Below are 23,328 nucleotides of genomic sequence, written 5' to 3' on the forward strand. Positions count from 1 at the left end.
TACCTCAAGCGTTACCGGTGGCAGCGCGCACCAGCGTTTCCGGCGTCAGGTCCTTGCGCTCGAATAGGCCGGCCGATAGGCCCTCCTTCATCACAAGAACCCGGTCGGACATTCCGATGATCTCCGGCAGTTCGGACGAGATCATGATGATGGAGAGGCCCTCGGCGGCAAGCTCGCTGATGAAGCCGTGGACGGCGGCCTTCGAGCCGATATCGATGCCCTTGGTCGGCTCGTCGAGAATGATGACCTTCGGCATCGTCGCCAGCCATTTGCCGATCACGACCTTCTGCTGGTTTCCGCCGGACAGCGTGCCGACGGGAACGGAGAGTGCCGCGGCGCGCAGATCGAGCCGCTCGGCATATTTGCGCGCCAGCGCGAATTCGTTGGCCGCTTTCAGGAAGCCCTTGCGCGAGGTGCGCCCGAGCGACGGCAGCGTCATGTTCTGGTAGATCGGCATCGGCAGCGCCAGGCCGTGGCGTCCGCGCTCTTCCGGCACATAGACAATGCCGGCCTTGATCGCGTCGAGCGGCGAGTTGATGCTGATCTCGCGGCCGTCGAGCGTCAGCTTGCCTGACAGAGGCTTGGTGATGCCGAAAAGGGACTGACAGAGTTCGGAGCGGCCGGCGCCGATCAGGCCGTAGATGCCGAGGATCTCACCCTTGCGCAGCGTCAGCGAGATGTCGCGGAACTCCGTCCGGTGACAGTATTTCTCGACCTGCAGGACCGGCGCGCCGATGGCGACATCGATCTTCGGGAACGCGTTCTCGACGTCGCGGCCGACCATCAGGCGGACGATGTCGTCTTGCGGCGTGGTCTTCAGCTTGCCATGACCGACGGCCTTGCCATCGCGGAAAACGACGAAGTTGTCGGCGATCTCGTAGAGCTCGTCGAACTTGTGGCTGATGAAGAGGATCGCCTTGCCCTGCGCCTTCAGTCCTTCGACGATGCGGAAGAGATCGTCGATTTCCTTGCGTGAGAGGGCCGCGGTCGGCTCGTCCATGATGACGATGCGGGCCTCGATCGAGAGCGCGCGCGAGATCGCCACGAGATGGCGCTGCGCGATCGAGAGGTCCTTCAGCCGGATCGTCGGATCGATATTGCTTTCCAGCGAGACGAGCAGCGCCTTGGCGCGGCTGTTCATCAGCTTCCAGTCGATGGTGCGGAAACGGGTGCGCGGCGCGTGGCCGAGGAAGATGTTTTCGGCAACCGTCAGTTCGTCGAAGAGCACGGTTTCCTGATGGATCGCAGTGACGCCAGCGTCGATCGCGGCCTGCGCGTTGGCAAAGGTCGTGGGCTTGCCGTCGACGATGATCTCACCTTTGTTCGGCCGGTAGATGCCGGTCAGGATCTTGACGAGCGTCGACTTGCCCGCGCCGTTTTCGCCGATCAGCGCGGTGACCTTGCCGGGGTAGAGCGCGATACTGACATTATCGAGCGCCTTCACGCCGGGGAATATCTGCGAAATGCCGCGCATCTCGAGAATTGCGGGTACGTCGTTTGTCGCGACGCTTGCAACAGGGTGTTGAAGGGCGTTGTTCATCGGCGCTTACCAGTGTTCATTGGGAAAGGCCCGGCGGCATCCGCCGCCGGGTTTGGTTCGTCCAAGCGAGGTTCAGAAGACCTTCGAGAACTGGTCGATGTTCGAAGCGTTGTAGACGAAGGGATCAGCCATGGCGGCTTCGCCGTTCTCGCCGACCTTGATCTTGCCCATGCGGCCAGCTTCGATCTCGGTGCCCGGTTCGCCGGTCGCGTCACCCTTTACGAGGTGGTAGGCGATCTGCGTTGCGGAGTAGCCGAGGTCGATCGGGTTCCAGATCGCGAATTCCTTCGTAGCACCTGACTTGATCGCGCCGGCCATTTCGGACGGCAGGCCAAGACCCGTTACGTAGACCTTGCCGACCAGACCCTTGTCTTCGACAACCTTGGAAGCGGCCAGAACGCCGACCGTCGTCGGAGCGACGATGACCTTGACGTTCGGGTTCGACTTCAGCAGGCCTTCGGCTTCTCGGTAGGACTTGTCGGAGAGGTCGTCGCCGTAAACGGTGGTGACGAGGTTCAGGCCGTCGAAGTCCTTCAGCTGCTTCTTCATCTGGTCGATCCAGATGTTCTGGTTCGTCGAGGTGGTGGTTGCAGACAGGATCGCGAAGTCACCCTTGCCGCCTTCGAGGTGATCCTTGACGAGCGTCAGGCACATCTTGCCGATCAGTTCGTTCGACGAAGGGTTCAGCTGCAGGATACGGCCGTCCTTGTTGACGCCGGAATCCCAGGAGATGACCTTGATGCCGCGCTGCTTGGCCTTCTTGAGGGCCGGGATGACAGCATCGGGATCGTTGGCGGAGATCGCGATGGCGTCGACGCCCTGCGCGATCAGCGAGTTGATGACTTCGATCTGGCCTTCGGCTGTCGTCGAGGTCGGGCCGGTGTAGATGACTTCCACGCCGCCGAGTTCCTTGGCTGCTTCCTGAGCGCCCTTGTTGGCGGCTTCGAAGAAGCCGTTACCGAGAGACTTCACGACCAGGCCGATCTTGACATCCTTGGCGCTTGCGGCACCGGCCATCAAGGCTACGGCAAAGGCGACGCCCACCGCCAGTGTTTTTGCAAATTTCATGCTTTCATCCTCCCACGTTGTTAAGACTTGACTACATCCTGCCGGCGCCCCTTACGCGACCGACGAGGAATCCTCCCTTGTCTGCGAGACCATGCTCGCGACGACGAGCCTGACGCCCGCATCCTCGATCATCCGCACCGCCTCGTCGGAAATCCCTTCGTCGGTGATCACGGTCGTGACGCGGTCGAGCGGGCATAGAATGAGGCTCGACCGGCGGTTGAACTTGCTGGAATCGACCATGACGACCAGTTCGTCGGCCTGGTGCATCAGCTTCTGCTCGCTCTGAATGATCTGCGCATCTGCTTCCATGATGCCGAGCGGACCAACACCCTGCGCACCGATGAAGAAGCGCCGTGCATAGAAATTGCGGATCGCGTCATTGTCGAAGGGCGACAGGATCAGGCTCTGCTCGCGATAGATCACGCCTCCAGGAACGGTCACCGTGTTCTTCGAGTGCTTGACCAGATGCTCGGCGATGGCGAACGAATTGGTCATCACCTGCATTCGATGCGCAGCCATGAAATGCACCATCTGGAAGGTGGTCGTACCACCGTTGATGATGATGGCGTCGCCAGGATCGCAGAGATCGACGGCTGCGCGCGCAATTGCGCGCTTTTTATCGGAATTGACTGATTCTGAAACCCGGAAAGGCCGGCCAGCAAGATTGCCGAGCTGCGGCGGATGCACAGCTTCTGCTCCGCCTCGCACGCGCCGGATCTTTCCCTGCACGTGAAGGGCCGCGATATCGCGCCGAATCGTCGCCTCGGAAGCCTCTGTCAGTTCGGAAATATCCTGAACCGTCACGACCGACTTTTCCTGTACGGCGCTCAATATGATGCGATGGCGTTCGCGTTCGTGCATGGTTTCCTCCTGCATCGTTTATTTCGCAGTTGTGACAAAGTGTCAATCAGAAGCGATCATATTTTTTCATAGTGCGCTGCAACATAATCGTTTTTGATCGTTTTCGATTGACAACGCCGCTTTTGATGAGCGATACCGTCACCGCAAAGGGCGTATTTCTCATTTCGCGTCCTGAAGAATTCTACATGGGAGGATGACATGGCGGCAACCGTCCGGCTTCTGGATAACCGTTGGGATGACTCGTACGCTGCGGGCTTGGACGAGCCTGGAAAGCTGCTCTATCGCTCCAACCTGCTGGGTGCCGACAAGCGCATCACCAACTACGGCGGCGGCAATACCTCTGCAAAGGTCGTGGAAATCGACCCGCTGACCGGCGAGAAGATCAAGGTTCTCTGGGTCAAGGGTTCCGGCGGCGATGTCGGCACGATCAAGCTCGATGGCTTTGCCACCCTCTACCAGGACAAGCTGGACTCGCTGAAGGGCATCTATAGGGGCGTCGAAGACGAGGACCGCATGGTGGGCTTTCTCCCGCATTGCACCTACAACCTCAACAGCCGCGCCGCTTCGATCGACACGCCGCTGCACGGTTTTGTGCCCTTCACGCATGTCGACCACATGCACCCCGACGCGATCATCGCAATCGCCGCTTCGAAGAACTCCAGGGAATTGACGCAGCAGATCTTCGGTGACGAAATCGGCTGGCTTCCCTGGCGCCGCCCGGGCTTTCAGCTCGGCCTCGACCTCGAAGCCTTCGTCAAGGCGAACCCGAATTCCAAGGGCGTCGTGCTCGAAAGCCATGGTCTCTTCACCTGGGCGAACGACGCCAAGGCCTGCTACGAGCTGACGCTAGAGATCATCAACAAGGCGATCGTCTGGTTTGCCGAAAAGACCGAAGGCAAAACCATCTTCGGTGGTGCCGCCACCCAGAGCCTCCCCGTTGAACAGCGCCGCGCCATCGCCGCCCGCCTGATGCCCGAAATCCGCGGCCGCATCGGCAAGGCGGAGCGCAAGCTCGGTCACTTCGACGATCAGGACGCCGTTCTCGAATTCGTCAACTCGAAGAACTTGGCACCGCTCGGCGCGCTCGGCACCAGCTGCCCCGATCATTTCCTGCGCACCAAGATCCGCCCGCTGATCGTCGATTTCGACCCGGCAAAGCCGGATGTGGATGCGATCGTTGCCGGGCTCGACAAGGCACTCGAAGATTACCGCGCTGATTACGCCCGCTACTACAACGACTGCAAGCATGATAATTCGCCCGCCATGCGCGATGCGAACCCGGTCATCTTCCTCGTTCCCGGCGTCGGCATGCTGTCTTTTGCCCGCGACAAGGCAACGGCCCGCATCGCCAGCGAGTTCTACGTCAACGCCATCAATGTGATGCGCGGCGCGTCGACCGTATCCGAGTATCAGGGCCTGCCTGAGCAGGAAGCCTTCGACATCGAATACTGGCTGCTTGAGGAAGCCAAGCTTCAGCGCATGCCGAAGCCGAAGAGCCTGGCCGGCAAGGTTGCCTTCGTCACCGGCGGCGCCGGCGGCATTGGCCGCGCGACGGCTGCCCGGCTGATCGGCGAAGGTGCCTGCGTGGTGTTGGCCGATATCGATCAGGAAGCACTCGACAGCACCAAGGCCGATTTCGCCAAGCAGTTCGGCGCTGATGCCGTTCGCGGCGTCAAGCTAGATGTGACCAAGGAAGACGGCGTGATCTCGTCCTTCGCGGAAGCCTGCGTCGAATTCGGCGGCGTCGATATCCTCGTGTCCAACGCCGGTATCGCCTCGTCCGCGCCGATCGAAAGCACCGAACTTTCGATGTGGAACAAGAACATCGACATTCTGGCGACCGGCTACTTCCTGGTTTCGCGCGAAGCCTTCCGCCTGTTCCGCAAGCAGAACCTCGGCGGCAACGTCGTGTTCGTCGCCTCCAAGAACGGCCTGGCATCATCGCCGAACGCTGCCGCCTACTGCACGGCCAAGGCTGCCGAGATCCATCTCGCCCGTTGCCTGGCGCTCGAAGGCGCGGAAGCGGGCATTCGCGTCAACACCGTCAACCCGGATGCGGTCCTGCGCGGATCGAAGATCTGGAACGGCGAGTGGCGCGAGCAGCGTGCGGCATCGTCGAAGATCGAGATCAACGAGCTGGAGGAGCACTATCGCAAGCGCTCCATGCTCAAGCTCAACGTCTTCCCCGAAGACATCGCCGAAGCGATCTACTTCCTGGCGTCCGATCTCTCGGCAAAGTCCACCGGCAACATCATCAACGTCGATGCCGGCAACGCGCAGAGCTTCCCGCGCTGATCGCTACCGCCGGAGGATCACCCATATCGCATGGATGATCCCCGGCACGTAGCCGCACAGCGTCAGCAGTATGTTTAGCCAAAACTGCAGGCCGATACCGACCTGCAGGAATACGCCGACAGGTGGCAGGATGATCGCGAAAAGAATGCGTATGATGTCCAAGGTCGCCTCGTTACTGATTTAGGTATTTCACGCATCGAAACGCGGACAGGAGCCGTTTGGTTCGGTGCGAAGAGGGAGGAACTGATGGCCGAAACGAAAATCGCGCAGGATGTGATTGCGCAGGAAAACGACAAGCGCGCATCCGCGCTCAAATCCGATTACGAAGCGCTGGGCGCCAATCTTTCGCGCCGCGGCATCGATATTGAAAACATTACGCGCCGCGTCTCCGAATTCTTCGTGGCCGTCCCGTCCTGGGGCGTCGGCACCGGCGGCACGCGCTTTGCCCGCTTCCCCGGCACCGGCGAACCACGCGGCATCTTCGACAAGTTGGACGATTGCTCCGTCATCAACGAGCTGACGCGTGCCACGCCCAATGTCTCGCTACACATCCCGTGGGACAAGACCGACGTCAGGGAATTGAAAGCCAAGGGCGATCAGCTTGGTCTCGGTTTCGACGCCATGAACTCCAACACCTTCTCCGATGCGCCCGGCCAGACGCATTCCTACAAGTACGGGTCGCTCAGCCACACCGACGCGGCAACGCGCGCGCAGGCCGTCGAGCACAACATCGAATGCATCGAGATCGGCAAGGCGATCGGCTCCAAGGCACTGACCGTCTGGGTCGGTGACGGCTCGAACTTCCCGGGCCAGAGCAATTTCACCCGCTCCTTCGAACGCTATCTCGCCTCGATGGCCGACATCTACAAGGCGCTGCCTGAAGACTGGAAGCTGTTTTCCGAGCACAAGATGTACGAGCCGGCCTTCTACTCGACGGTCGTGCAGGACTGGGGCACGAACTACCTGATCGCCCAGACGCTGGGACCGAAGGCGCATTGCCTCGTCGACCTCGGCCACCATGCGCCGAACACCAATATCGAGATGATCGTCGCCCGTCTGATCCAGTTCGGCAAGCTCGGCGGTTTCCATTTCAACGATTCGAAATACGGCGACGACGACCTCGATGCCGGATCGATCGAGCCATACCGCCTGTTCCTCGTCTTCAACGAACTGGTTGAGGCCGAACAGCGCGGCGTCAACGACTTCAACCCTGCGCACATGATCGACCAGTCCCACAATGTGACCGACCCGATCGAGAGCCTCATCAACAGCGCCAACGAAATCCGACGCGCATATGCGCAGGCGCTGATCGTCGACCGCAAGGCGCTGGCAGGCTTCCAGGACGAGAACGATGCTTTGATGGCGACCGAGACGCTGAAGCGTGGCTATCGCACCGATGTCGAGCCGATCCTGGCCGAAGCCCGTCGCCGTGCCGGCGGCGCCATCGATCCGGTCGCTACTTACCGCGCCAGCGGCTACCGCAAGAAAGTCGCGGCCGAGCGTCCGGCATCCGTCGGCGGCAGCGGCGGTATCATCTGAGCCTCCCAAGGCGAAGCTCTACGGGGTCGTCGGATTGTCCGGCGGCCCGTTCGCATTTCAGCGCCTTTGTGAATACGAAAAGGCCGCCGCTTCATCAGCGACGGCCTTCAGGGGCAGGGAAGAGCCCGAAGTCTCAGCAAAAGCTGCAGGTCGCAGCCGGATTGCTCTGAATGATATTCATGAACTTCTTTACCGGGTTCGGGCGCTGCGCGCGTTTCACCGCTGCTGTCTCCAGGAGTTGCTTGAAATCTTCAAGCTTTACGCCATCGGCGCGCATCACCATGGCGATTAGCGGGTCGCGAAGCGCTTCGGAAATGGTCAGGTCGTCTCTGGTCTTTGTCATGGCTCAGTCCTCCTTTCGTGGGCAGCTGCCCGTGTTCCACTCCCGCGCGTCGGCATTGACTTCAGCGGGCTGTGGTGTTACCGGTAAGTAACAATGCATTTGTTACCGATCGGTCACATCTATGTCAAGGACGCAGTCCTCAAAAATATCAAAAACTTCCAGCGAATTTTCACCAGCGATTACTGAGGCGAGTCTTCCTCCCCGGGAACGTATTGTCTCGACCGCGGCTGAGCTTTTTCGCGAGCACGGCATTCGCGGCATCGGCGTCGATGCCATTGCCGATGCGGCGCTGACCAACAAGATGACGCTCTATCGTCACTTCGGCTCGAAGGACGAATTGGTCTGCGAGACGCTTCGTCGGGCATCCGAGAAGGCCGAGGCGATCTGGCGCGATCTGGAAACAGCCCATCCCGGTGATGCGCGCGCGCAGCTGGTTGCCTGGGTGGAAGCACGCACCCAGAGTCTCTGCGGCGAGCATGTCGGCTGCGATCTCGCCAATGCTGCCATCGAGCTCAAGGGCGAGGGACATCCGGCCTACGGTTTGATCGAGCGTCACAAGGCGGAGCAACGTGATCGGCTGGAAGCGCTCTGTCGCGCGGCCGGTGCGCGCGAACCAACGCTCTTGGCAGATACGCTGACGCTGCTTCTCGAAGGCGCGCGTGTGACGCGCCAGGCCATGGGCAACGACACCTGCTGCGGCCATTTCTCGAAGGCGTGCAACGCGGCGATCACGGCTTTCGCCTAACCCGACGTTCGAGCCTCAAGGAACTTTTCGACATCCGCTTCGTTTTTCATCCGATGTGGAACGCGACGCGAAGTGTCGACATGATCTACGGTTATCTCCAACGTCTGTATGCCAAACGCGCCCAACTTGAAGCCCAGCTTGAGCTCTATGAAGCGCGAAGCTGTTTTGGCGACGAGGAGGTCAGCGACGGCACTGATATCGACCTGCGTGATCGAATTGACGAGATCTCATCGGAGATCGAGGCGCTGGAGCACACGCACAACACCTAGTTCCCGGCATCGAGCAGTTCGATCGTGCGTTGATCGAAACCATCCCCATAATAGCGATCTATGGCCTCGTGAAACGGTGAGCCATGATCGCTGACAGCCGCAAATAGCGTCATGGAAGAGCGGAACTTCACATCATCGGGCGAGCCGAAAATCTCGTGTGCGGTTCGATGGCGAACTGCCAACACCGCCTCAACGCACCGCAGCAGCCGGCTGCCGAGGATCGGCTCCGAGAGATAGGCCGAGGCTTCTTCCGCCGAGCGGATCGCGTACTTCTCGGCCATGGGCGAAGACCCCAGACCCGCAATCTGCGGGAAAATAAACCACATCCAGTGTGTCCGCTTGTGGCCGGATTTCAACTCGCGCAGGGCATGATCGTAGCTGCCCTGCTGCGCCTGAAGAAAGCGTTCTAGGTCGTAGTCGATCGTTGCGGCCATGTATTCCATCCCCTGTGGCTGAAGCCTTTCGGCTCGGTTGCGGCCTCCAAGCTTCAGGTCTACATAGGCAGCTCATGGGCGCGTGCCAGAGCGGGCCATGCGCGAACCGTCACGAGGTAGCTTCCGCGTTCTCTCCCATAAGTTCGAGCACTGCCACAAAACGCGTCCCACGAGTCCCCATGTATTCGTAGGTTCCCCGCATCTGGTTGACGAAGGCCGCGATCAGGCGGGTGCCCATGCCGCTCCTCATTCCGGCATTCTCAAGACCGATCCCATCGTCGGCAACGACGAGGCGTGCGGTTGTAGGGGATATCTTTCGCAGTTCGATCCAGACGTTGCCGCCATCGCGATCCTTGAAGGCATACTTCATGATGTTTGCCAGCAACTCGTTCAGCATCAGCGCCAGCGGCGTTGCCTTGTCCGGATGGACGATGAGGTCATCGATTTCGAAGGTAAGCGTAATCGGGCGTTCGTGGACATCGACCAGCGTCTTAACCAGCGAGGGAATAAGCGCTCTGGCGGAGACACCGGTGAATTCGTCGAACCCGTACATCTGTTCGTGAACGGCCGACATCGCCATGATTCGGTCGTTGAGCTTCTGAACCGCCTCCGGCTCGAAGTTCTGCATTCGAACCAGCGCCATGACCGTTTGCAAGTTGTTCTTCACGCGGTGATGAATTTCCCGCATCAGTACCTGGTTGGTATGCAGCGCGTCGGCAAGACGCTGCATGTTGCGCGCTTCCGCTCGCATCAGGCTTAGAATCCACCATGCCGCCGCCAGTGCGCCGCAGAAGGCGAACAGCACGAGAAGCCCCGCCACTTTCGCATCGTTCCAAAAGGGCTGAAGGGTACCGGCAAGTTCCGCCGAGGCGATCGCCACGAAGGGTGTGCGCTCGACGATGCGATAGGCAACGAGGCGCACCTGGCTGTCGACCGGAGATTGCGAGACGTAAGTTCCCGATGTCCACTTCCGCATATAGTCGTTGAAGAGGACATGATTGGCCATATCCACCGGACCGCCTGGCTCCGGATGGCGGGCAACGAGCTCTCCGTCGCGGCGGATCAGGCTCACGGTGGAATTTTTGCCCAGGGCCACCGCATCCCATACCTGACGAAGGATGTTCGCGTCGAAGGAGATCACCGCGACGCCCGCGAAAACATTCTTGCGTTCCAGCCGCCGGCTGAACACGAAAACCTGCCTGCCGGAAAAGCGGCTTATCATCAGCGCCGAGGTGTATTCGGGAGCACCGTTGGCAAGTCGCGTAAAATAGTCCCGATCGGCGACATCGATCGGCTTCATGTCGCGGTCATTGGAGAAGAGAGTTTTTCCATCAGCGCCGATGACGAAGGCGGTGACGTTGCCGGGTAGATCGGCGACCGCGAGGTTGAGGTCGTGAACGCTCCGGGGGCCCGATGTCATCATTTCCGGCCCAAGCGACTCATCGATGCGGTGCAGCGTTTCACGGGCCAGCGACGTCAGCCAGTTGGCATTGGCAGCGACGATCTTCGAAGCGGCGACGACGCGGTCCACACCGCCTTTTGCCGCGTTCTGGTAGCTCGAATAAAGCCAGACGGCCAAGACCGCGGTGAGCGCCAGAAACATGAGCGCGATGACCGATATCGATGCTCTTCCGGCGGCACGTACGTTCTTGCCTGCAGCGGCCATTCGTTGAACCTGTCTCCGGCGAGTGAAGGGTGTTCAGTCAAGGTAAGTGCGATGGAACGTTTGTGCGAAGCGATACCCGCACCATGACGCGTTTTTCATCGCCGCGAAAGATGTGGCTTAGTCGAATGGTGAACTGGAGGTTGAGTTTCCGATAGCTAATTGACGATGACATCGCCGCTGCGGGCGGTCGAGACACAGTGGCACGTCCTGCCAATCGGCTGTCAGTAGGGGATATGCACAGCGGAGCGCCGATGCTGCACCGTCTGATCCCGGGGGGAATACCTCCGGGATCAATCAATCTCGCTGGACTAACGGTCCGTCAAGCGGCCTTGGCAGCCGCGTCGAGCGGAATTTCGACGTCGATCTCGAGGATCGACATATGCTCGTCGCGATCCATCTTCACGCGGACACGCTCCGCGTCGACATCGACGTGCTTGGCGATGACCGCCAGGATCTCCTCGCGAAGAACGGAGACGAGGTCGGAGCCGACCGAGGAGCGTTCGTGGGCGAGGAGTACCTGAAGGCGCTCGCGGGCGGCGGGTGCCGTCCGCTGTTTGCGGAATAGGGTAAACAGGCTCATGCTGCCCTCCGTCCGAAAATCTTCCCGAAGAAGCCGCGCTTCTCGCCGGGAATGCTGATCTGCACCTCTTCGCCGGCCAGGCGGCGTGCGGCGTCGAAGTAGGCCATCGCGGGCGCGCATTTGGTGTCGGCCAGCGTGACCGGAGCGCCGATGTTGGATGCGCGCAGCACGTCCATGCTTTCGGGAATGATACCCAAAAGCGGGATCGAAAGGATCTCGAGAACGTCGTCGACCTTCAGCATGTCGCCGCGTTCGGCGCGATTCGAATCGTAGCGGGTGAGCAGCAGGTGCTTTTCCATCCGCTCGCCGCGCTCGGCCTTTGCCGTCTTGGAATCAAGCAGACCGATGATACGGTCGGAGTCGCGAACCGAGGACACTTCCGGGTTGGTGACGACAACAGCGACGTCGGCATGGCGCATCGCAAGCGTTGCCCCGCGCTCGATCCCGGCCGGGCTGTCGCAGATGATCCAGTCGAAGTGGCGCTTCAGGTCGGTCATGACCCGCTCGACGCCCTCGGCTGTCAGGTTGTCCTTGTCGCGGGTCTGCGATGCCGGGAGCAGGAACAGGGTCTCGAGACGCTTGTCGCGGATCAGAGCCTGCGGCAGCTTGGCGTCACCCTGGATGACGTTGATGAGGTCGTAGACGACCCGTCGTTCGGCACCCATGACCAGATCGAGATTGCGCAGACCGACGTCGAAATCGACGACGACGACCTTCTCGCCACGCTGTGCGAGCGCTGCCCCCAGCGCCGCCGTCGACGTGGTCTTGCCAACACCCCCCTTGCCGGAGGTGACAACGATCACTTTCCCCATCTTCTTCTCCTGTGTTCTGGCCGCGTCCCGGCTCAGATAAGTTTCTCTGCCCTGATAGTTTCGTCTTCGAGCCATAGCTGAACCGGCTGTCCGCGCAGGTTCGTGGCCATGTCTTCGGCCGTCTTGTAGATGCCGTCGATTGCAACCAGTTCGGCCTCGAGCTTGCGGCAGAAAATGCGCGCCGAAGCGTTGCCGAGGGATCCGGCCATCGCCCTGCCGCGCAGGGTGCCGTAGATATGCACGGAACCGCCGGCGATGATCTCGGAGCCCGAGGCGACCGACCCGATCACGGTGACGTCGCCTTCCGGAAAGATCACCGACTGACCGGAGCGGACCGGCTCACGGATGACCATCGACTGGAGCACTTGGCGGGGCTCGGCTTCGACGGGTTTCTTCGGCAGCTCGATGACCGGTTCGGCGCGCGTCGGTTCGAAATCGGAAACCGGCTTGCCGCCCCGCAACGCCGGCGGCATGCCGGGACCAAGCAGCGACGGGCGCGCGGCTTCCACACCCATGATGCTGACATTGCGGCTTGCGAGTTCCGCGATCAATTCCGCCAACTGTGCGCGGTCGATCTCAAGGTCGGTGACGTCGAGAACGACGGGACGACCAAGGAAAAAACCGGCTGAACGGGCGGCGAGATCATCGAGCCGGACGAGCCAGTCATCGAACGGTAAATCTGGAGAAAGCATGACCGCGAGAAACGAGCGGCCCTTGATGCGGATCGAGCGAGCGTCTGTTAGCACTTTGGTCATCTGCGTTAAGAAATCGTTGATTATTTCTACCTTCGGGATGGTTAACAAAAGGTTAACGCGGACCTCGAACGGCCCACCTCGCGGTAAGATTTGGCTAGATTTCGAGAGGCATCTCGCCGTGTTTGGCAGAGCTCACAGAGCAGGCGAGGGGCTCGCCATTTTTAACCGAGATCCACGACTTCATGGAGCCCACCACCGCTCCCGTGTGCTCGGGATCTTGCGGTTGCCGTCGCTCTCAGCTGGCTCCCGGACCGATTCGATGAATATGATCCGGGTCGGCCCGGCTGAAGATGTTGTGATACTGACGCCTTCTCGGCCGAATCGTCGCGTTCTAAGCGCAACAGGGAAGTGGTGCGACCGCGCGAGTGCGCGACATGTACTACCGACCCGCCCCTGTCTTTGCGAACACGTCACTGACAACCGCGGTTTCGCCGGCTTCGGGATTGTAGTGGGCCAGCCATTTATGTTGAGAGGCCGCTCTGCGCAACGCCGGCGCCGTGAAGTTTCCTTCCTTGAACAAGGCCACAAGCACCGCGCCTGCAATGGAGGTATCCGGCGATGAATGATTTATTCCGTGTTCAGCGCACCATTCGCCGAGCACCTCTTCGATAACCGTCAGCTCCTCCGACCCCAGTGTCATGTTCAAGTGAAATGTCATTTTAGCGCAACCAATCCTTTGCCGAACCTGCACGGCGCTGCGGTAGGTGGAGGCAGCTATCATTTTTTCAAGCTCGTAGATGATGAAAAACTCGTGAGTGCGCGACGGCGGAGCTCGTCGCGGCATACTAATTTAGAACGTTCCAATTATCGATAACTCATCTTCCCGCGCGAATGCAGCGGGAAGCCGATGTTGCGCCGCACTAAGCTGATCGGTGGATGCTGTATCAACTGCGCAATTTTCACTTGACAGCTTTGGAACGTTCCAATTAAAACGCCCTCAGGATTTGAGGGAGGCTGTATTGTCAAAGCGGGTAACCGTTATCGATATCGCGAAGGCGGCGGGCGTGTCGAAGTCGACCGTATCGCTGGTCCTCCAAAATTCGCCGCTCGTAAACCACGAAACCAAGGCGAAGGTGACCGCGACGATGCGGGATCTCGGCTATGTGTATAATCGTGGGGCAGCAAATCTGCGCCAGTCCAGCTCTAATTCCAAGATCATCGGAGTTGTCGTTAACGACCTCACCAACGGCTTCTTTGCCGAGCTTGCCGTTGGTGTCGATACGGTCGTGCAGTCCGCTGGTTTCGTCCAGTTTCTGTCGAACACCGGCGAAAACCTGGACAGGCAGAAGGAAGTCATCGCGTCGATGCGCGAACATGGGATATCCGGCCTTATCCTGTCTCCTGCTCGTGCGACCGAGGCTGCGGATCTGAAGCCGCTTGTAACCGCCGGCATTCCGGTCGTGGTCGCTGTTCGGAATGTCCCCGGCGCCAAGGTTTCATCTGTCGCGTCCGACAATCATGAGGGTATTGCTGCCGCTGTCCGGCATCTGGTTTCCCTGGGTCATAGCCGAATAGCGTTTCTTGGTGGATTTCGGGACACGGCTGTCTTCGAAGAACGGCTCGAGGGGTACCGCGCCGCCGCCTTGGCGTGTTCGCTCGAATACGACCCAAGCCTCATCGTGGACTTCGCTCCGTCCAGGGCAGGGGGCGCGGAGGCGATCTCGAGGGCACTCTCGATCGAGGAAAAGCCAACCGCTGCCGTCTGCTTCAATGATGCTGTTGCCTTCGGAGCCTGTGACGGCTTGAGGGCTAAAGGACTGGAACCCGGGCGGGATTTCGCGGTCGTCGGGTTCGACGACGTGATCGAGGCCAAGACCGCGGTTCCGGCGCTGACTACCATCTCCGTCGATCCACAGGGCATGGGACGCAGGGCGGCTCAACTTCTGCTGAAGCAGATCAATGCGGGCAAAGCCGAGGCCGAGACCATCGTGTCTTCGGTTCGGCTCGTCGTTCGAGAAAGCTGCGGAGCAGTGCACGGCGGATCGCGCGAGAGGAAGCAGGCATGACCGTAGAAGCGTTCGTGAAAGTTGAACAGGACCATATGCACAGATGAGCAAACATGTCTCGCCGGCGGAAGCCGCAGCTCTTATCCCGGACGGTGCCATTGTTTCCGTTTCGTCGTCGAGCGGTCTGGGCTGCCCTGACTTGATGCTCAAGGCAATCGGCGAGCGCTTCGACGAAACCGGCCATCCGCGCGGGATCACCACACTGCACCCGATCGCCGCTGGCGACATGAGCGGCATCAGGGGTGTCGACTATATCGCCAAACGAGGGCTTCTGAAGCGGATCGTCGGCGGCTCTTACCCATCCGGTCCCTCGACCGCGGAGCCGCCGCTGATCTGGCAGATGATCACCAACAACGAGATCCCAGCCTACAACATCCCCTCGGGGATCATGTTCGACATGCATCGCGAGGCCGCCGCCAAACGACCCGGCGTGCTCACCAAGATAGGTCTCGGTACCTTCGTCGACCCGGCGCGGCAGGGCTGCGCCATGAATGCGAAGGGCGCCGAGGCAGCTGTCGTGAAGCGCGTGACGTTCGAGGGCGAGGAATGGCTGTATTTCCCGTCAATCATTCCCGACGTGACGATAATCAGGGCGACGACCGCAGATGAGCGCGGCAACCTCACCTATGAGCACGAAGGCGCCTATCTCGGCGGGCTCGATCAGGCGCTGGCAGCCCGCAACAATGGCGGCATCGTCATCGCGCAGGTTAAGCGGATCACCAAGGAAGGCTCGCTGAAGCCGCACGACGTCCGGGTGCCCGGCATGCTGGTCGATTATGTCGTCGTCGATCCCGACCAGAAGCAGACGACGCAGACGCTCTACGATCCGGCGATCTCTGGCGAGATCTTCCGACCGCTGGACACGTTCCGCGTCCCCGAGTTCAACATCCAGAAGGTGATCGCGCGCCGCGTCGCGCAGGAACTGCAGGGTGGCAGCTGCGTGAACCTCGGTTTCGGCATTTCCGCCAACGTTCCGCGCATCCTGCTCGAAGAGGGGCTGCATGGTTCGGTCACCTGGGTGATCGAACAGGGTGCGGTCGGCGGCGTGCCGCTGCTCGACTTCGCCTTCGGCTGTGCATCCAACGCCGATGCTTACATGCCGTCGCCGTACCAGTTCACCTATTTCCAGGGAGCAGGTTTCGATGCGTCGCTTCTCTCCTTCCTCGAGATCGGTCGCGACGGATCGGTGAACGTCTCGAAGCTCTCCTTCCGCCCGCATGTGACGGCTGGCGCCGGCGGTTTCGTCGACATCACGGCGCGGGCCAGGAAGATCGTCTTTTCCGGCATGTTCAACGCCGGCGCCAAGCTTGATATCGCCGACGGCAAGCTGGTGATCGAGAAGGAAGGCAAGCTGAAGAAGCTCGTCAATGAGGTGGAGCATGTGACCTTCTCCGGTCACCGGGCGATCGAGCAGGGGCAGGACATCACCTATGTCACCGAACGATGCGTCATGAAGTTGACGCCCGAGGGGATCGTGCTGACGGAGATCGCGCCGGGCGTGGACCTTAAGGCGCATATCCTCGACCAGTCCGAATTCCCACTGATCGTCGCCGACAATCTGAAGGTCATGGATGCGAAGCTGTTTTCCGAGGACCTGATCGGCCTGACGCTGCCGCAGAAGAAGCAGCGTGTCCTGGAGGGTACGTTCAATGGCTGACGGAACCGTTCGCGTTGAGATCGAAGGTGCCGTCGCGGTCATCACGGTCGCGCGCCCGGGCAAGCTCAACGCGCTCGACATCGACATGCTGAAGGCGCTGACGGCCGCCTGCGACGAGGTCGAGGCCAATGCGGCTGTGCGCGTCGCGATCCTGACCGGCGAGGGCAAGGCGTTTTCGGCGGGTGGCGATATCAAGGCCTGGGGCGGGATGTCGGCGAACGAGTTCGGGCATGCCTGGGTCCGGTTCGGCCACCGCGTGTTCGAACGGCTGGCGACGCTGAGGGTGCCGCTGATCGCGGCGCTCAACGGCCACGCGCTCGGCGGCGGCCTCGAGCTTGCCGGCACCGCGGACGTCAGAATCGCCGAGGAGCATATCAAGATCGGGCTGCCCGAGACCGGGCTCGGGATGATCCCCGGCTGGTCGGGCACGCAGCGGCTGGTGAAGCGCTTTGGCCCGCAGATCGTCCGGCGCATGGTGCTGGGCGGGGAGATGTTTACGGCGGAGGAGGCCCGGACGCTCGGGCTGGTTGATGCCGTTGTCGAGACCGGCGGTTCGGTTGAGGCTGCCAAGGTCTACGCGGCGCGGGTGGCGTCGCGCGGGCCGGCGGCGATTGAGATCGCCAAGCTGATGATCGCGTCTGCCAACGGCGAGGACAACGGCACGGCGGTCGAGGCGCTGGGCTCGATCCTGGCCGCCAAGACGGCAGATTTGAAAGAGGGCGTCGCCGCGTTCAGCGAGAAGCGTCCCGCGCAGTTCAAGGGAGAATGGTAATGACTGTATTGGTGAACCCGAAGCCGCTGAGCGACAGCACGGTGCGCGACTTCAAGATGCTGATCGATGGGGAATGGGTCGCCGGCACCGGCAGGGGCGAGCCGATCGAGCGCGTGGCGCCAAGCCATGGCGTGGTCGTCAGCCGCTACCAGGCGGGTTCGAAGGCGGATGCCGAACGCGCCATCGCCGCTGCGCGCAAGGCATTCGATACCGGTCCGTGGCCAAGAATGACCGCGTCGGAGCGCTCGGCGATCCTGCTGAAGGCTGCTGACCTGATCGCGGCACGGTCCGAGGAACTGGCCTATCTCGACGCAATCGAGGCCGGCAAGCCGATCAGTCAGGTGCGCGGCGAGATCGCCGGTTCGGTCGATATCTGGCGCTATGCGGCGGCACTGGCGCGCGACCTGCATGGCGAAAGCTACAATACGCTCGGCGACGGCACGCTCGGCGTCGTGCTGCGCGAGGCGATCGGCGTGGTGTCGATCATCACGCCGTGGAATTTCCCGTTCCTGATCGTCGGCCAGAAGCTGCCGTTCGCGCTTGCTGCCGGCTGCACGACGGTCGTGAAGCCGTCGGAGATGACGTCGGGCTCGACGCTTGTTCTCGGCAAAATCCTGCAGGAGGCGGGCGTGCCCGAGGGCGTGGTGAACATCGTCACCGGGACGGGACCCGAAGTAGGAGCGGTGATGACCGCGCATCCCGACGTGGACATGGTCTCGTTCACGGGATCGACCGGCGTCGGAAAGCTCACGATGAGCAATGCGGCGCAGACGCTGAAGAAGGTATCGCTGGAGCTGGGCGGCAAGAACCCGCAGATCGTCTTCCCGGATGCCGATCTCGACGCCTTCATCGATGCCGCCGTGTTCGGCGCCTATTTCAATGCCGGCGAATGCTGCAATGCCGGATCGCGGCTGATCCTGCACAAGAGCATAGCCAAGGACGTCGTCACCCGCGTTGCAGAGCTTGCCAGGCAGGTGAAGGTCGGCGATCCGCTCGATCCGACCACGCAAGTGGGCGCGATCATCACGCCGCAGCATCTCGACAAGATCGCCGGCTACGTCAGCGGCGCGGCGCGTGCGGGCGCCGAGATCGCCCATGGCGGCGGGACGCTCGATCTCGGCATGGGACAGTTCATGGCGCCCACCATACTCTCGCAGGTCACGCCGGGCATGGCGGTAGCGCGCGAGGAGGTATTCGGACCGGTGCTATCGGTTCTGACATTCGAGACGACGGCGGAGGCGATCGAGATCGCCAACGCCATCGACTACGGCCTGTCGGCGGGTGTGTGGAGCAGAGACTTCGACACCTGCCTGACGATCGGTCGCCGGGTGCGGGCAGGAACCGTCTGGATGAACACATTCATGGACGGCGCTTCGGAGCTGCCGTTCGGGGGATACAAGCAGTCCGGTCTCGGACGCGAGCTCGGCCGCCATGCTGTGGAAGATTACACCGAGACGAAGACGCTCAACATGCATATCGGCAGCCGCACCAACTGGTGGATGCCCAGGATCTGACAGCCGGCGGGGAGCCGGTTTGCAGGAACCACGCTCGGGAGGGCGGGGGAATACGGAACGGGAATGGGTCTCGTTTCGCGAACTTGAAAACGGGAGGTTTTCAAATGCGCAGATTTCTAACAGCGACTGCCGTGGTCGCTTTGGCAATGGGTGCCGCGGGCGGTTTGGCGCGCGCTGATGATGTAAAAGAAGTGCAGATGCTGCATTGGTGGACGTCCGGCGGCGAGGCTGCGGCGCTCAACGTGCTGAAGGGCGACCTGGCGAAGGAAGGCTACGCGTGGAAAGACGTGCCGGTCGCGGGCGGTGGCGGCGACGCGGCAATGACCGCGCTGAAGGCGATGGTGGCGGCCGGAACCTATCCGACGGCTTCCCAGATGCTCGGCTATACTGTTCTCGACTACGCGCAGGCCGGTGTGATGGGCGATCTCACCGAAACCGCGAAGAAGGAAGGCTGGGACAAGTCGGTTCCGGAAGCGCTGCAGAAGTTCTCCGTCTATGACGGCAAGTGGGTCGCGGCCCCCGTCAACGTTCACTCCGTCAATTGGCTTTGGATCAACAAGGCCGTGATGGACAAGATCGGCGGCACGCAGCCGAAGACGTTCGAAGACCTCGTTGCCCTGCTCGACAAGGCCAAGGCTGCCGGCGTCACGCCGCTCGCACTCGGCGGCCAGAACTGGCAGGAAGCCACGATGTTCGACAGCGTCGTGCTCTCGACCGGCGGACCGGAGTTCTACAAGAAGGCCTTCAACGAACTCGATGAGGAATCGCTGAAGTCCGACACGATGAAGAAGTCCTTCGACAACCTGGCCACGCTGATCAAGTATGTCGATCCGAACTTCTCCGGCCGCGACTGGAACCTTGCGACCGCGATGGTCATTAAGGGCGACGCGCTGGTGCAGGTCATGGGTGACTGGGCCAAGGGCGAATTCGTCGCCGCCAAGAAGACCCCTGACACCGACTTCCTGTGCTACCGCTTCCCGGGCACCGACGGCAGCGTGATCTACAATTCCGATATGTTCGGCATGTTCAACGTTCCCGAAGATCGCAAGGCCGCCCAGGTGGCGCTTGCGACCGCAACGCTGTCGAAGAGCTTCCAGTCTGCGTTCAACGTGGTCAAGGGCTCTGTTCCTGCTCGTACCGACGTTCCGGATACCGACTTTGATGCTTGCGGCAAGAAAGGCATCGCCGACCTGAAGGCTGCCAACGACGGCGGCACGCTGTTCGGCTCGCTGGCACAGGGCTATGGCGCGCCTCCGGCCGTTGCCAACGCCTATAAGGACGTCGTCTCGAAGTTCGTTCACGGCCAGATCAAGACCTCCGACCAGGCCGTCGAGGAACTCGTGAAGGCGATCGACGACGCCAAGTAATCGGCTCCGAGCATGGTCTTCCCCGTCTCAGATGGCGGGGAAGATGTCGACTGCCAACGTCACCCTTGGGAGGGGGATGAATGTCATGAGCACTATCGCTACCACCAAACCAGAAGTCACAGCGCAGCGCGGAACGTCGTTCTCCATGCGCGGCTGGCTGCAGGACGCGCTGCCGAAGATCGTTCTGGCACCGAGCTTCGCCATCACGCTGGTCTTCGTCTACGGCTTCATCCTTTGGACGGTCTATCTGTCCTTCACCAATTCCAAGACCTTTCCGTCATATGCGCTGACCGGGCCTCGCGCCTATCAACGGCTCTGGCGCTGGACCTTCGAAAGCGATCCGCCGTCGTCCTGGTACACGTCGATCACCAATATGGGGATCTTCGGCTTCCTCTATATCGCGATCTGCCTGGGCCTCGGGCTGCTGCTCGCCATCCTGCTCGATCAGAAAATCCGCGGCGAAGGCATTCTGCGGCCGATCTTCCTCTATCCGATGGCGCTCTCCTTCATCGTTACTGGCGTCGCCTGGAAGTGGTTCCTCGATCCGGGTCTCGGGCTGGAGCAGACGCTGCATCATTTCGGCTGGACAAGCTTCCACTTCGACTGGATCAAGAACAAGGACTTCGTGATCTACACCGTCGTCATCGCCGGCGTTTGGCAGGCGTCGGGCTTCGTCATGGCGATGTTCCTGGCGGGCCTGCGCGGCATCGACAGCGAGATCATGAAGGCGGCGCAGATAGATGGCGCCTCGACGGTGCAGCTCTATCGCCGCATCATCATTCCGCTTCTGAGGCCTGTGTTTCTCTCGGCCTTCATCGTGCTCGCGCACATGGCGATCAAGTCCTACGATCTTGTAGTCGCGCTGACCTCGGGCGGCCCCGGCGGCTCGGCCTGGCTGCCGTCCAACTTCATGTACGAATACACATTCAAGCGCAACGAGATGGCCGTCGGCTCGGCCAGCGCCGTGATCATGCTGATGACCATCTCGGCGATCATTATTCCCTACCTCTATTCGGAACTGCGGGAGAAATCGCGATGAGCATGATCACATCGGATGCCTCCCACATGGCACGCATGCGGATGTTCAACCGCATCTTCATCTACGGTCTCCTGGCGATCTTCGCGATCATCTACCTGATGCCGCTCTTCGTCATGCTGGTCACCTCGTTCAAGACGATGGACGAGATCCAGGGCGGCAACATGTTGTCGCTGCCGGCAGCGCCGACCTTCGAGCCTTGGGTCAAGGCCTGGGGCGAGACCTGCGTCGGCCTCACCTGCGCGGGGATCAAGGGTTACTTCTGGAACTCGATCAAGATGGTCGTTCCCGCCGTCGCGATCTCCACCATCCTCGGCGCGCTCAATGGCTACGTGCTGACCAAATGGCGCTTCCCCGGCCATACGCTGGTCTTCGGACTGATGCTCTTTGCCTGCTTCATCCCCTTCCAGTCGGTGCTGCTGCCGATGGCGACCATTCTCGGCAGTCTCGGCCGTTTCGGCAACACGCTGCGCAACGACATCGGCATGTCGCTCGGCTTCGGCAACCCGACGGTCAACCTCGTCATCGTACACGTTGTCTACGGCCTTGGCTTCACGACGCTGTTCTTCCGCAACTACTACGAGGCTTTCCCGACGGAACTCGTGCGCGCGGCGCAGGTGGATGGCGCGAGCTTCTTCCAGATTTTCCGCCGCATCATGCTGCCGAATTCGCTGCCGATCATCGTCGTGACCGTGATCTACCAGTTTACCAACATCTGGAACGACTTCCTGTTCGCATCCGCTTACGCGGGGACCGGTGAGTCCATGCCGATGACGGTGGCGCTGAACAACGTCGTCAACACGTCCACCGGTGTCGTCGAATACAATGTCAACATGGCCGCCGCGATGATCGCCGCCATGCCCACGCTTCTCGTTTACATCCTCGCCGGCCGCTACTTCGTTCGCGGTCTGATGGCGGGCGCGGTCAAAGGATAATCCCATGGCTTTTCTCGAAATCTCAGGCCTCAGAAAGCGCTTCGGCGCACTGGAAATCCTCAAGGGCATCGATCTTGAGCTGGAAAAGGGCGGCTTTCTCGTACTGGTCGGTCCGTCCGGCTGCGGCAAGTCCACACTGCTCAACACCATCGCCGGGCTCGAAGCCATCACCGAGGGTGACATCAGCGTCGATGGCCGCAGCATCGCAGACCTGCATCCATCCAAACGCGATATCGCAATGGTATTCCAGAGCTACGCGCTCTATCCGAACATGACGGTTTCAGGGAACATCTCCTTCGGCATGGAGATGCGTGGTGTGCCGGCGGACGAACGCAAGGCCGCGATCGACAAGGTCGCGAAGGTGCTGCAGATCGGGCATCTGCTGGACCGCAAGCCGAGCCAGCTTTCGGGCGGGCAGCGGCAGCGCGTCGCCATGGGCCGCGCGCTGGTGCGCGATCCCAAGCTCTTCCTGTTCGATGAGCCGTTGTCGAACCTCGACGCCAAGCTGCGCGTCGACATGCGCATCGAGATCAAGCGGCTGCACCAGGCAACCGGCAAGACGATCGTCTACGTCACGCACGACCAGATCGAAGCGATGACGCTCGCCACCAAGATCGCCGTGATGAAGGACGGGGAAGTGCAGCAGTTCGGCACGCCGGCAGAGATTTACAACAACCCCGCCAACATGTTCGTCGCCGATTTCATGGGATCGCCGGCGATGAATCTCCTGTCCGGCACCATCGAAAGAGGCGCTACAGGCCTTTCCGTCTCGTTGGAACGTCCTGGCGGCGCCCCGATGCTCCTGCCGATCGCTCCGGGGCGCAACTCGCTGGAAGCGCATGCTGGTCGGTCGGTCGTGTTCGGTATCCGGCCTGAGGCACTCACCGATCCCGACGGCGCGGATCGTAACGCGCAGTCGCTGGCCGAGGGTGATTGCCTGATCGAGGTGGTAGAACCGGCTGGTTCCGATACCTTCGCCGTCACCAAGCTCGGCGGCAAGGAGGTGGTCGCGCGGCTGAGGGCGGATGCCCGCATCAGCGCCGGCCAGCAAGCAAGGCTCGCCTTCAACCTCGACAAGGTCGTGTTCTTCGACCCGCAGACACAGGCGCGCATCGCTTGAGGCCCGGCAGGTAG

23 protein-coding genes are annotated in these 23,328 nt (G+C 61.1%); 12 read left to right on the forward strand and 11 right to left on the reverse strand.

The annotated features are described in order from the left end of the window. Positions 1-4 precede the first annotated feature (4 nt). From QTL95_RS06550 to QTL95_RS06560, 3 genes are all read right to left on the reverse strand, one after another. Positions 5-1,540: a sugar ABC transporter ATP-binding protein gene (locus QTL95_RS06550; protein ID WP_289719152.1), complete on the reverse strand. Its 1,536-nt coding sequence runs from the start codon at positions 1,538-1,540 to the stop codon at positions 5-7. Positions 1,541-1,612: 72 nt separating this feature from the next. Further along, positions 1,613-2,608, reverse strand: a complete 996-nt coding sequence (gene rhaS, locus QTL95_RS06555; RefSeq protein ID WP_289719153.1) for a rhamnose ABC transporter substrate-binding protein — start codon at positions 2,606-2,608, stop codon at positions 1,613-1,615. Between the two features lie 51 nt (positions 2,609-2,659). Beyond that, entirely contained in the window at positions 2,660-3,469 is an 810-nt protein-coding gene (locus tag QTL95_RS06560; protein ID WP_289719154.1) for a DeoR/GlpR family DNA-binding transcription regulator, read from the reverse strand. Between the two features lie 198 nt (positions 3,470-3,667). On the opposite strand from QTL95_RS06560, the gene QTL95_RS06565 reads away from it, so the two are divergent. Then, positions 3,668-5,764, forward strand: a complete 2,097-nt coding sequence (locus tag QTL95_RS06565) for a bifunctional rhamnulose-1-phosphate aldolase/short-chain dehydrogenase (protein ID WP_289719155.1) — start codon at positions 3,668-3,670, stop codon at positions 5,762-5,764. Between the two features lie 3 nt (positions 5,765-5,767). Here QTL95_RS06565 and QTL95_RS06570 read toward each other — a convergent pair whose 3' ends face one another. Continuing rightward, positions 5,768-5,926, reverse strand: a complete 159-nt coding sequence (locus tag QTL95_RS06570) for a YqaE/Pmp3 family membrane protein (protein ID WP_112818784.1) — start codon at positions 5,924-5,926, stop codon at positions 5,768-5,770. An 84-nt stretch (positions 5,927-6,010) separates the two neighbouring features. Here QTL95_RS06570 and rhaI point away from each other — a divergent pair, with 84 nt between their 5' ends. After that, positions 6,011-7,303: an L-rhamnose catabolism isomerase gene (gene rhaI, locus QTL95_RS06575; RefSeq protein ID WP_289719156.1), complete on the forward strand. Its 1,293-nt coding sequence runs from the start codon at positions 6,011-6,013 to the stop codon at positions 7,301-7,303. Positions 7,304-7,436: 133 nt separating this feature from the next. Here rhaI and QTL95_RS06580 read toward each other — a convergent pair whose 3' ends face one another. Continuing rightward, positions 7,437-7,646: a hypothetical protein gene (locus QTL95_RS06580; RefSeq protein ID WP_289719157.1), complete on the reverse strand. Its 210-nt coding sequence runs from the start codon at positions 7,644-7,646 to the stop codon at positions 7,437-7,439. Positions 7,647-7,767: 121 nt separating this feature from the next. Here QTL95_RS06580 and QTL95_RS06585 point away from each other — a divergent pair, with 121 nt between their 5' ends. Next, complete coding sequence (locus tag QTL95_RS06585) at positions 7,768-8,391, forward strand: TetR/AcrR family transcriptional regulator (RefSeq protein WP_289719158.1); 624 nt, start codon at positions 7,768-7,770, stop codon at positions 8,389-8,391. Positions 8,392-8,471: 80 nt separating this feature from the next. Continuing rightward, entirely contained in the window at positions 8,472-8,660 is a 189-nt protein-coding gene (locus QTL95_RS06590; RefSeq protein WP_289719159.1) for a hypothetical protein, read from the forward strand. On the opposite strand, the gene QTL95_RS06595 is transcribed toward QTL95_RS06590, so the two are convergent. The 6 genes from QTL95_RS06595 to QTL95_RS06620 form a co-directional block, all read right to left on the reverse strand. Further along, on the reverse strand, positions 8,657-9,094 hold the full coding sequence (locus QTL95_RS06595) for a DUF1810 domain-containing protein (protein ID WP_289719160.1): 438 nt from the start codon (positions 9,092-9,094) through the stop codon (positions 8,657-8,659). The two genes, QTL95_RS06590 and QTL95_RS06595, sit on opposite strands and share 4 nt — an antisense overlap. A 109-nt stretch (positions 9,095-9,203) precedes the next feature. Beyond that, positions 9,204-10,760 carry a sensor histidine kinase gene (locus QTL95_RS06600; protein ID WP_289719161.1) on the reverse strand — a complete coding sequence of 519 codons (1,557 nt, stop codon included), beginning with the start codon at positions 10,758-10,760 and terminating at the stop codon, positions 9,204-9,206. Positions 10,761-11,079: 319 nt separating this feature from the next. Beyond that, a complete protein-coding gene (gene minE, locus QTL95_RS06605) occupies positions 11,080-11,340 on the reverse strand; it encodes a cell division topological specificity factor MinE (RefSeq protein WP_037184849.1) in 261 nt (86 codons plus the stop codon). Continuing rightward, on the reverse strand, positions 11,337-12,152 hold the full coding sequence (gene minD, locus QTL95_RS06610; RefSeq protein ID WP_289719162.1) for a septum site-determining protein MinD: 816 nt from the start codon (positions 12,150-12,152) through the stop codon (positions 11,337-11,339). Before minD ends, minE begins: the two co-directional genes overlap by 4 nt. A gap of 32 nt (positions 12,153-12,184) precedes the next feature. Beyond that, on the reverse strand, positions 12,185-12,907 hold the full coding sequence (gene minC / locus QTL95_RS06615) for a septum site-determining protein MinC (RefSeq protein ID WP_289719163.1): 723 nt from the start codon (positions 12,905-12,907) through the stop codon (positions 12,185-12,187). A gap of 379 nt (positions 12,908-13,286) precedes the next feature. Then, a complete protein-coding gene (locus QTL95_RS06620) occupies positions 13,287-13,628 on the reverse strand; it encodes a hypothetical protein (protein ID WP_289719164.1) in 342 nt (113 codons plus the stop codon). 238 nt (positions 13,629-13,866) lie between these two features. Here QTL95_RS06620 and QTL95_RS06625 point away from each other — a divergent pair, with 238 nt between their 5' ends. The 8 genes from QTL95_RS06625 (at position 13,867) to QTL95_RS06660 (ending at position 23,314) form a co-directional block, all read left to right on the forward strand. Next, the gene (locus QTL95_RS06625; RefSeq protein WP_289719165.1) at positions 13,867-14,913 is read left to right on the forward strand and encodes a LacI family DNA-binding transcriptional regulator; all 1,047 of its coding nucleotides are present in this window, start codon (positions 13,867-13,869) and stop codon (positions 14,911-14,913) included. Positions 14,914-14,956: 43 nt separating this feature from the next. Further along, positions 14,957-16,570 carry an acyl CoA:acetate/3-ketoacid CoA transferase gene (locus QTL95_RS06630; RefSeq protein ID WP_289719166.1) on the forward strand — a complete coding sequence of 538 codons (1,614 nt, stop codon included), beginning with the start codon at positions 14,957-14,959 and terminating at the stop codon, positions 16,568-16,570. Further along, positions 16,563-17,342, forward strand: coding sequence for an enoyl-CoA hydratase/isomerase family protein (locus QTL95_RS06635; RefSeq protein ID WP_289719167.1), 780 nt, complete (start codon positions 16,563-16,565; stop codon positions 17,340-17,342). The genes QTL95_RS06630 and QTL95_RS06635 overlap by 8 nt, the downstream gene beginning before the upstream one ends. Next, a complete protein-coding gene (locus QTL95_RS06640) occupies positions 17,342-18,856 on the forward strand; it encodes an aldehyde dehydrogenase family protein (protein WP_289719168.1) in 1,515 nt (504 codons plus the stop codon). Before QTL95_RS06635 ends, QTL95_RS06640 begins: the two co-directional genes overlap by 1 nt. Before the next feature lie 104 nt (positions 18,857-18,960). Beyond that, positions 18,961-20,223: an ABC transporter substrate-binding protein gene (locus QTL95_RS06645; RefSeq protein ID WP_289719169.1), complete on the forward strand. Its 1,263-nt coding sequence runs from the start codon at positions 18,961-18,963 to the stop codon at positions 20,221-20,223. Between the two features lie 85 nt (positions 20,224-20,308). Further along, positions 20,309-21,262 carry a carbohydrate ABC transporter permease gene (locus tag QTL95_RS06650; protein WP_026282688.1) on the forward strand — a complete coding sequence of 318 codons (954 nt, stop codon included), beginning with the start codon at positions 20,309-20,311 and terminating at the stop codon, positions 21,260-21,262. Then, a complete protein-coding gene (locus QTL95_RS06655) occupies positions 21,259-22,194 on the forward strand; it encodes a carbohydrate ABC transporter permease (protein WP_442981261.1) in 936 nt (311 codons plus the stop codon). The genes QTL95_RS06650 and QTL95_RS06655 overlap by 4 nt, the downstream gene beginning before the upstream one ends. Positions 22,195-22,198: 4 nt before the next feature. Beyond that, a complete protein-coding gene (locus tag QTL95_RS06660; protein ID WP_289719170.1) occupies positions 22,199-23,314 on the forward strand; it encodes an ABC transporter ATP-binding protein in 1,116 nt (371 codons plus the stop codon). The last annotated feature ends 14 nt before the right edge of the window (positions 23,315-23,328 follow it).

It is taken from the genome of Rhizobium sp. S152, assembly GCF_030380735.1.
In the GTDB taxonomy this organism is placed as follows: domain Bacteria; phylum Pseudomonadota; class Alphaproteobacteria; order Rhizobiales; family Rhizobiaceae; genus Rhizobium.

Bases quoted from the DNA above. Each gene is read 5' to 3' on its own strand.
- QTL95_RS06550 (WP_289719152.1), bottom strand. From the start codon at position 1,540: ATGAACAACGCCCTTCAACACCCTGTTGCAAGCGTCGCGACAAACGAC.
- rhaS (WP_289719153.1), bottom strand. From the start codon at position 2,608: ATGAAATTTGCAAAAACACTGGCGGTGGGCGTCGCCTTTGCCGTAGCC.
- QTL95_RS06560 (WP_289719154.1), bottom strand. From the start codon at position 3,469: ATGCACGAACGCGAACGCCATCGCATCATATTGAGCGCCGTACAGGAA.
- QTL95_RS06565 (WP_289719155.1), top strand. From the start codon at position 3,668: ATGGCGGCAACCGTCCGGCTTCTGGATAACCGTTGGGATGACTCGTAC.
- rhaI (WP_289719156.1), top strand. From the start codon at position 6,011: ATGGCCGAAACGAAAATCGCGCAGGATGTGATTGCGCAGGAAAACGAC.
- QTL95_RS06580 (WP_289719157.1), bottom strand. From the start codon at position 7,646: ATGACAAAGACCAGAGACGACCTGACCATTTCCGAAGCGCTTCGCGAC.
- QTL95_RS06585 (WP_289719158.1), top strand. From the start codon at position 7,768: ATGTCAAGGACGCAGTCCTCAAAAATATCAAAAACTTCCAGCGAATTT.
- QTL95_RS06590 (WP_289719159.1), top strand. From the start codon at position 8,472: ATGATCTACGGTTATCTCCAACGTCTGTATGCCAAACGCGCCCAACTT.
- QTL95_RS06595 (WP_289719160.1), bottom strand. From the start codon at position 9,094: ATGGCCGCAACGATCGACTACGACCTAGAACGCTTTCTTCAGGCGCAG.
- QTL95_RS06600 (WP_289719161.1), bottom strand. From the start codon at position 10,760: ATGGCCGCTGCAGGCAAGAACGTACGTGCCGCCGGAAGAGCATCGATA.
- minE (WP_037184849.1), bottom strand. From the start codon at position 11,340: ATGAGCCTGTTTACCCTATTCCGCAAACAGCGGACGGCACCCGCCGCC.
- minD (WP_289719162.1), bottom strand. From the start codon at position 12,152: ATGGGGAAAGTGATCGTTGTCACCTCCGGCAAGGGGGGTGTTGGCAAG.
- minC (WP_289719163.1), bottom strand. From the start codon at position 12,907: ATGACCAAAGTGCTAACAGACGCTCGCTCGATCCGCATCAAGGGCCGC.
- QTL95_RS06620 (WP_289719164.1), bottom strand. From the start codon at position 13,628: ATGATAGCTGCCTCCACCTACCGCAGCGCCGTGCAGGTTCGGCAAAGG.
- QTL95_RS06630 (WP_289719166.1), top strand. From the start codon at position 14,957: ATGAGCAAACATGTCTCGCCGGCGGAAGCCGCAGCTCTTATCCCGGAC.
- QTL95_RS06635 (WP_289719167.1), top strand. From the start codon at position 16,563: ATGGCTGACGGAACCGTTCGCGTTGAGATCGAAGGTGCCGTCGCGGTC.
- QTL95_RS06640 (WP_289719168.1), top strand. From the start codon at position 17,342: ATGACTGTATTGGTGAACCCGAAGCCGCTGAGCGACAGCACGGTGCGC.
- QTL95_RS06645 (WP_289719169.1), top strand. From the start codon at position 18,961: ATGCGCAGATTTCTAACAGCGACTGCCGTGGTCGCTTTGGCAATGGGT.
- QTL95_RS06650 (WP_026282688.1), top strand. From the start codon at position 20,309: ATGAGCACTATCGCTACCACCAAACCAGAAGTCACAGCGCAGCGCGGA.
- QTL95_RS06655 (WP_442981261.1), top strand. From the start codon at position 21,259: ATGAGCATGATCACATCGGATGCCTCCCACATGGCACGCATGCGGATG.
- QTL95_RS06660 (WP_289719170.1), top strand. From the start codon at position 22,199: ATGGCTTTTCTCGAAATCTCAGGCCTCAGAAAGCGCTTCGGCGCACTG.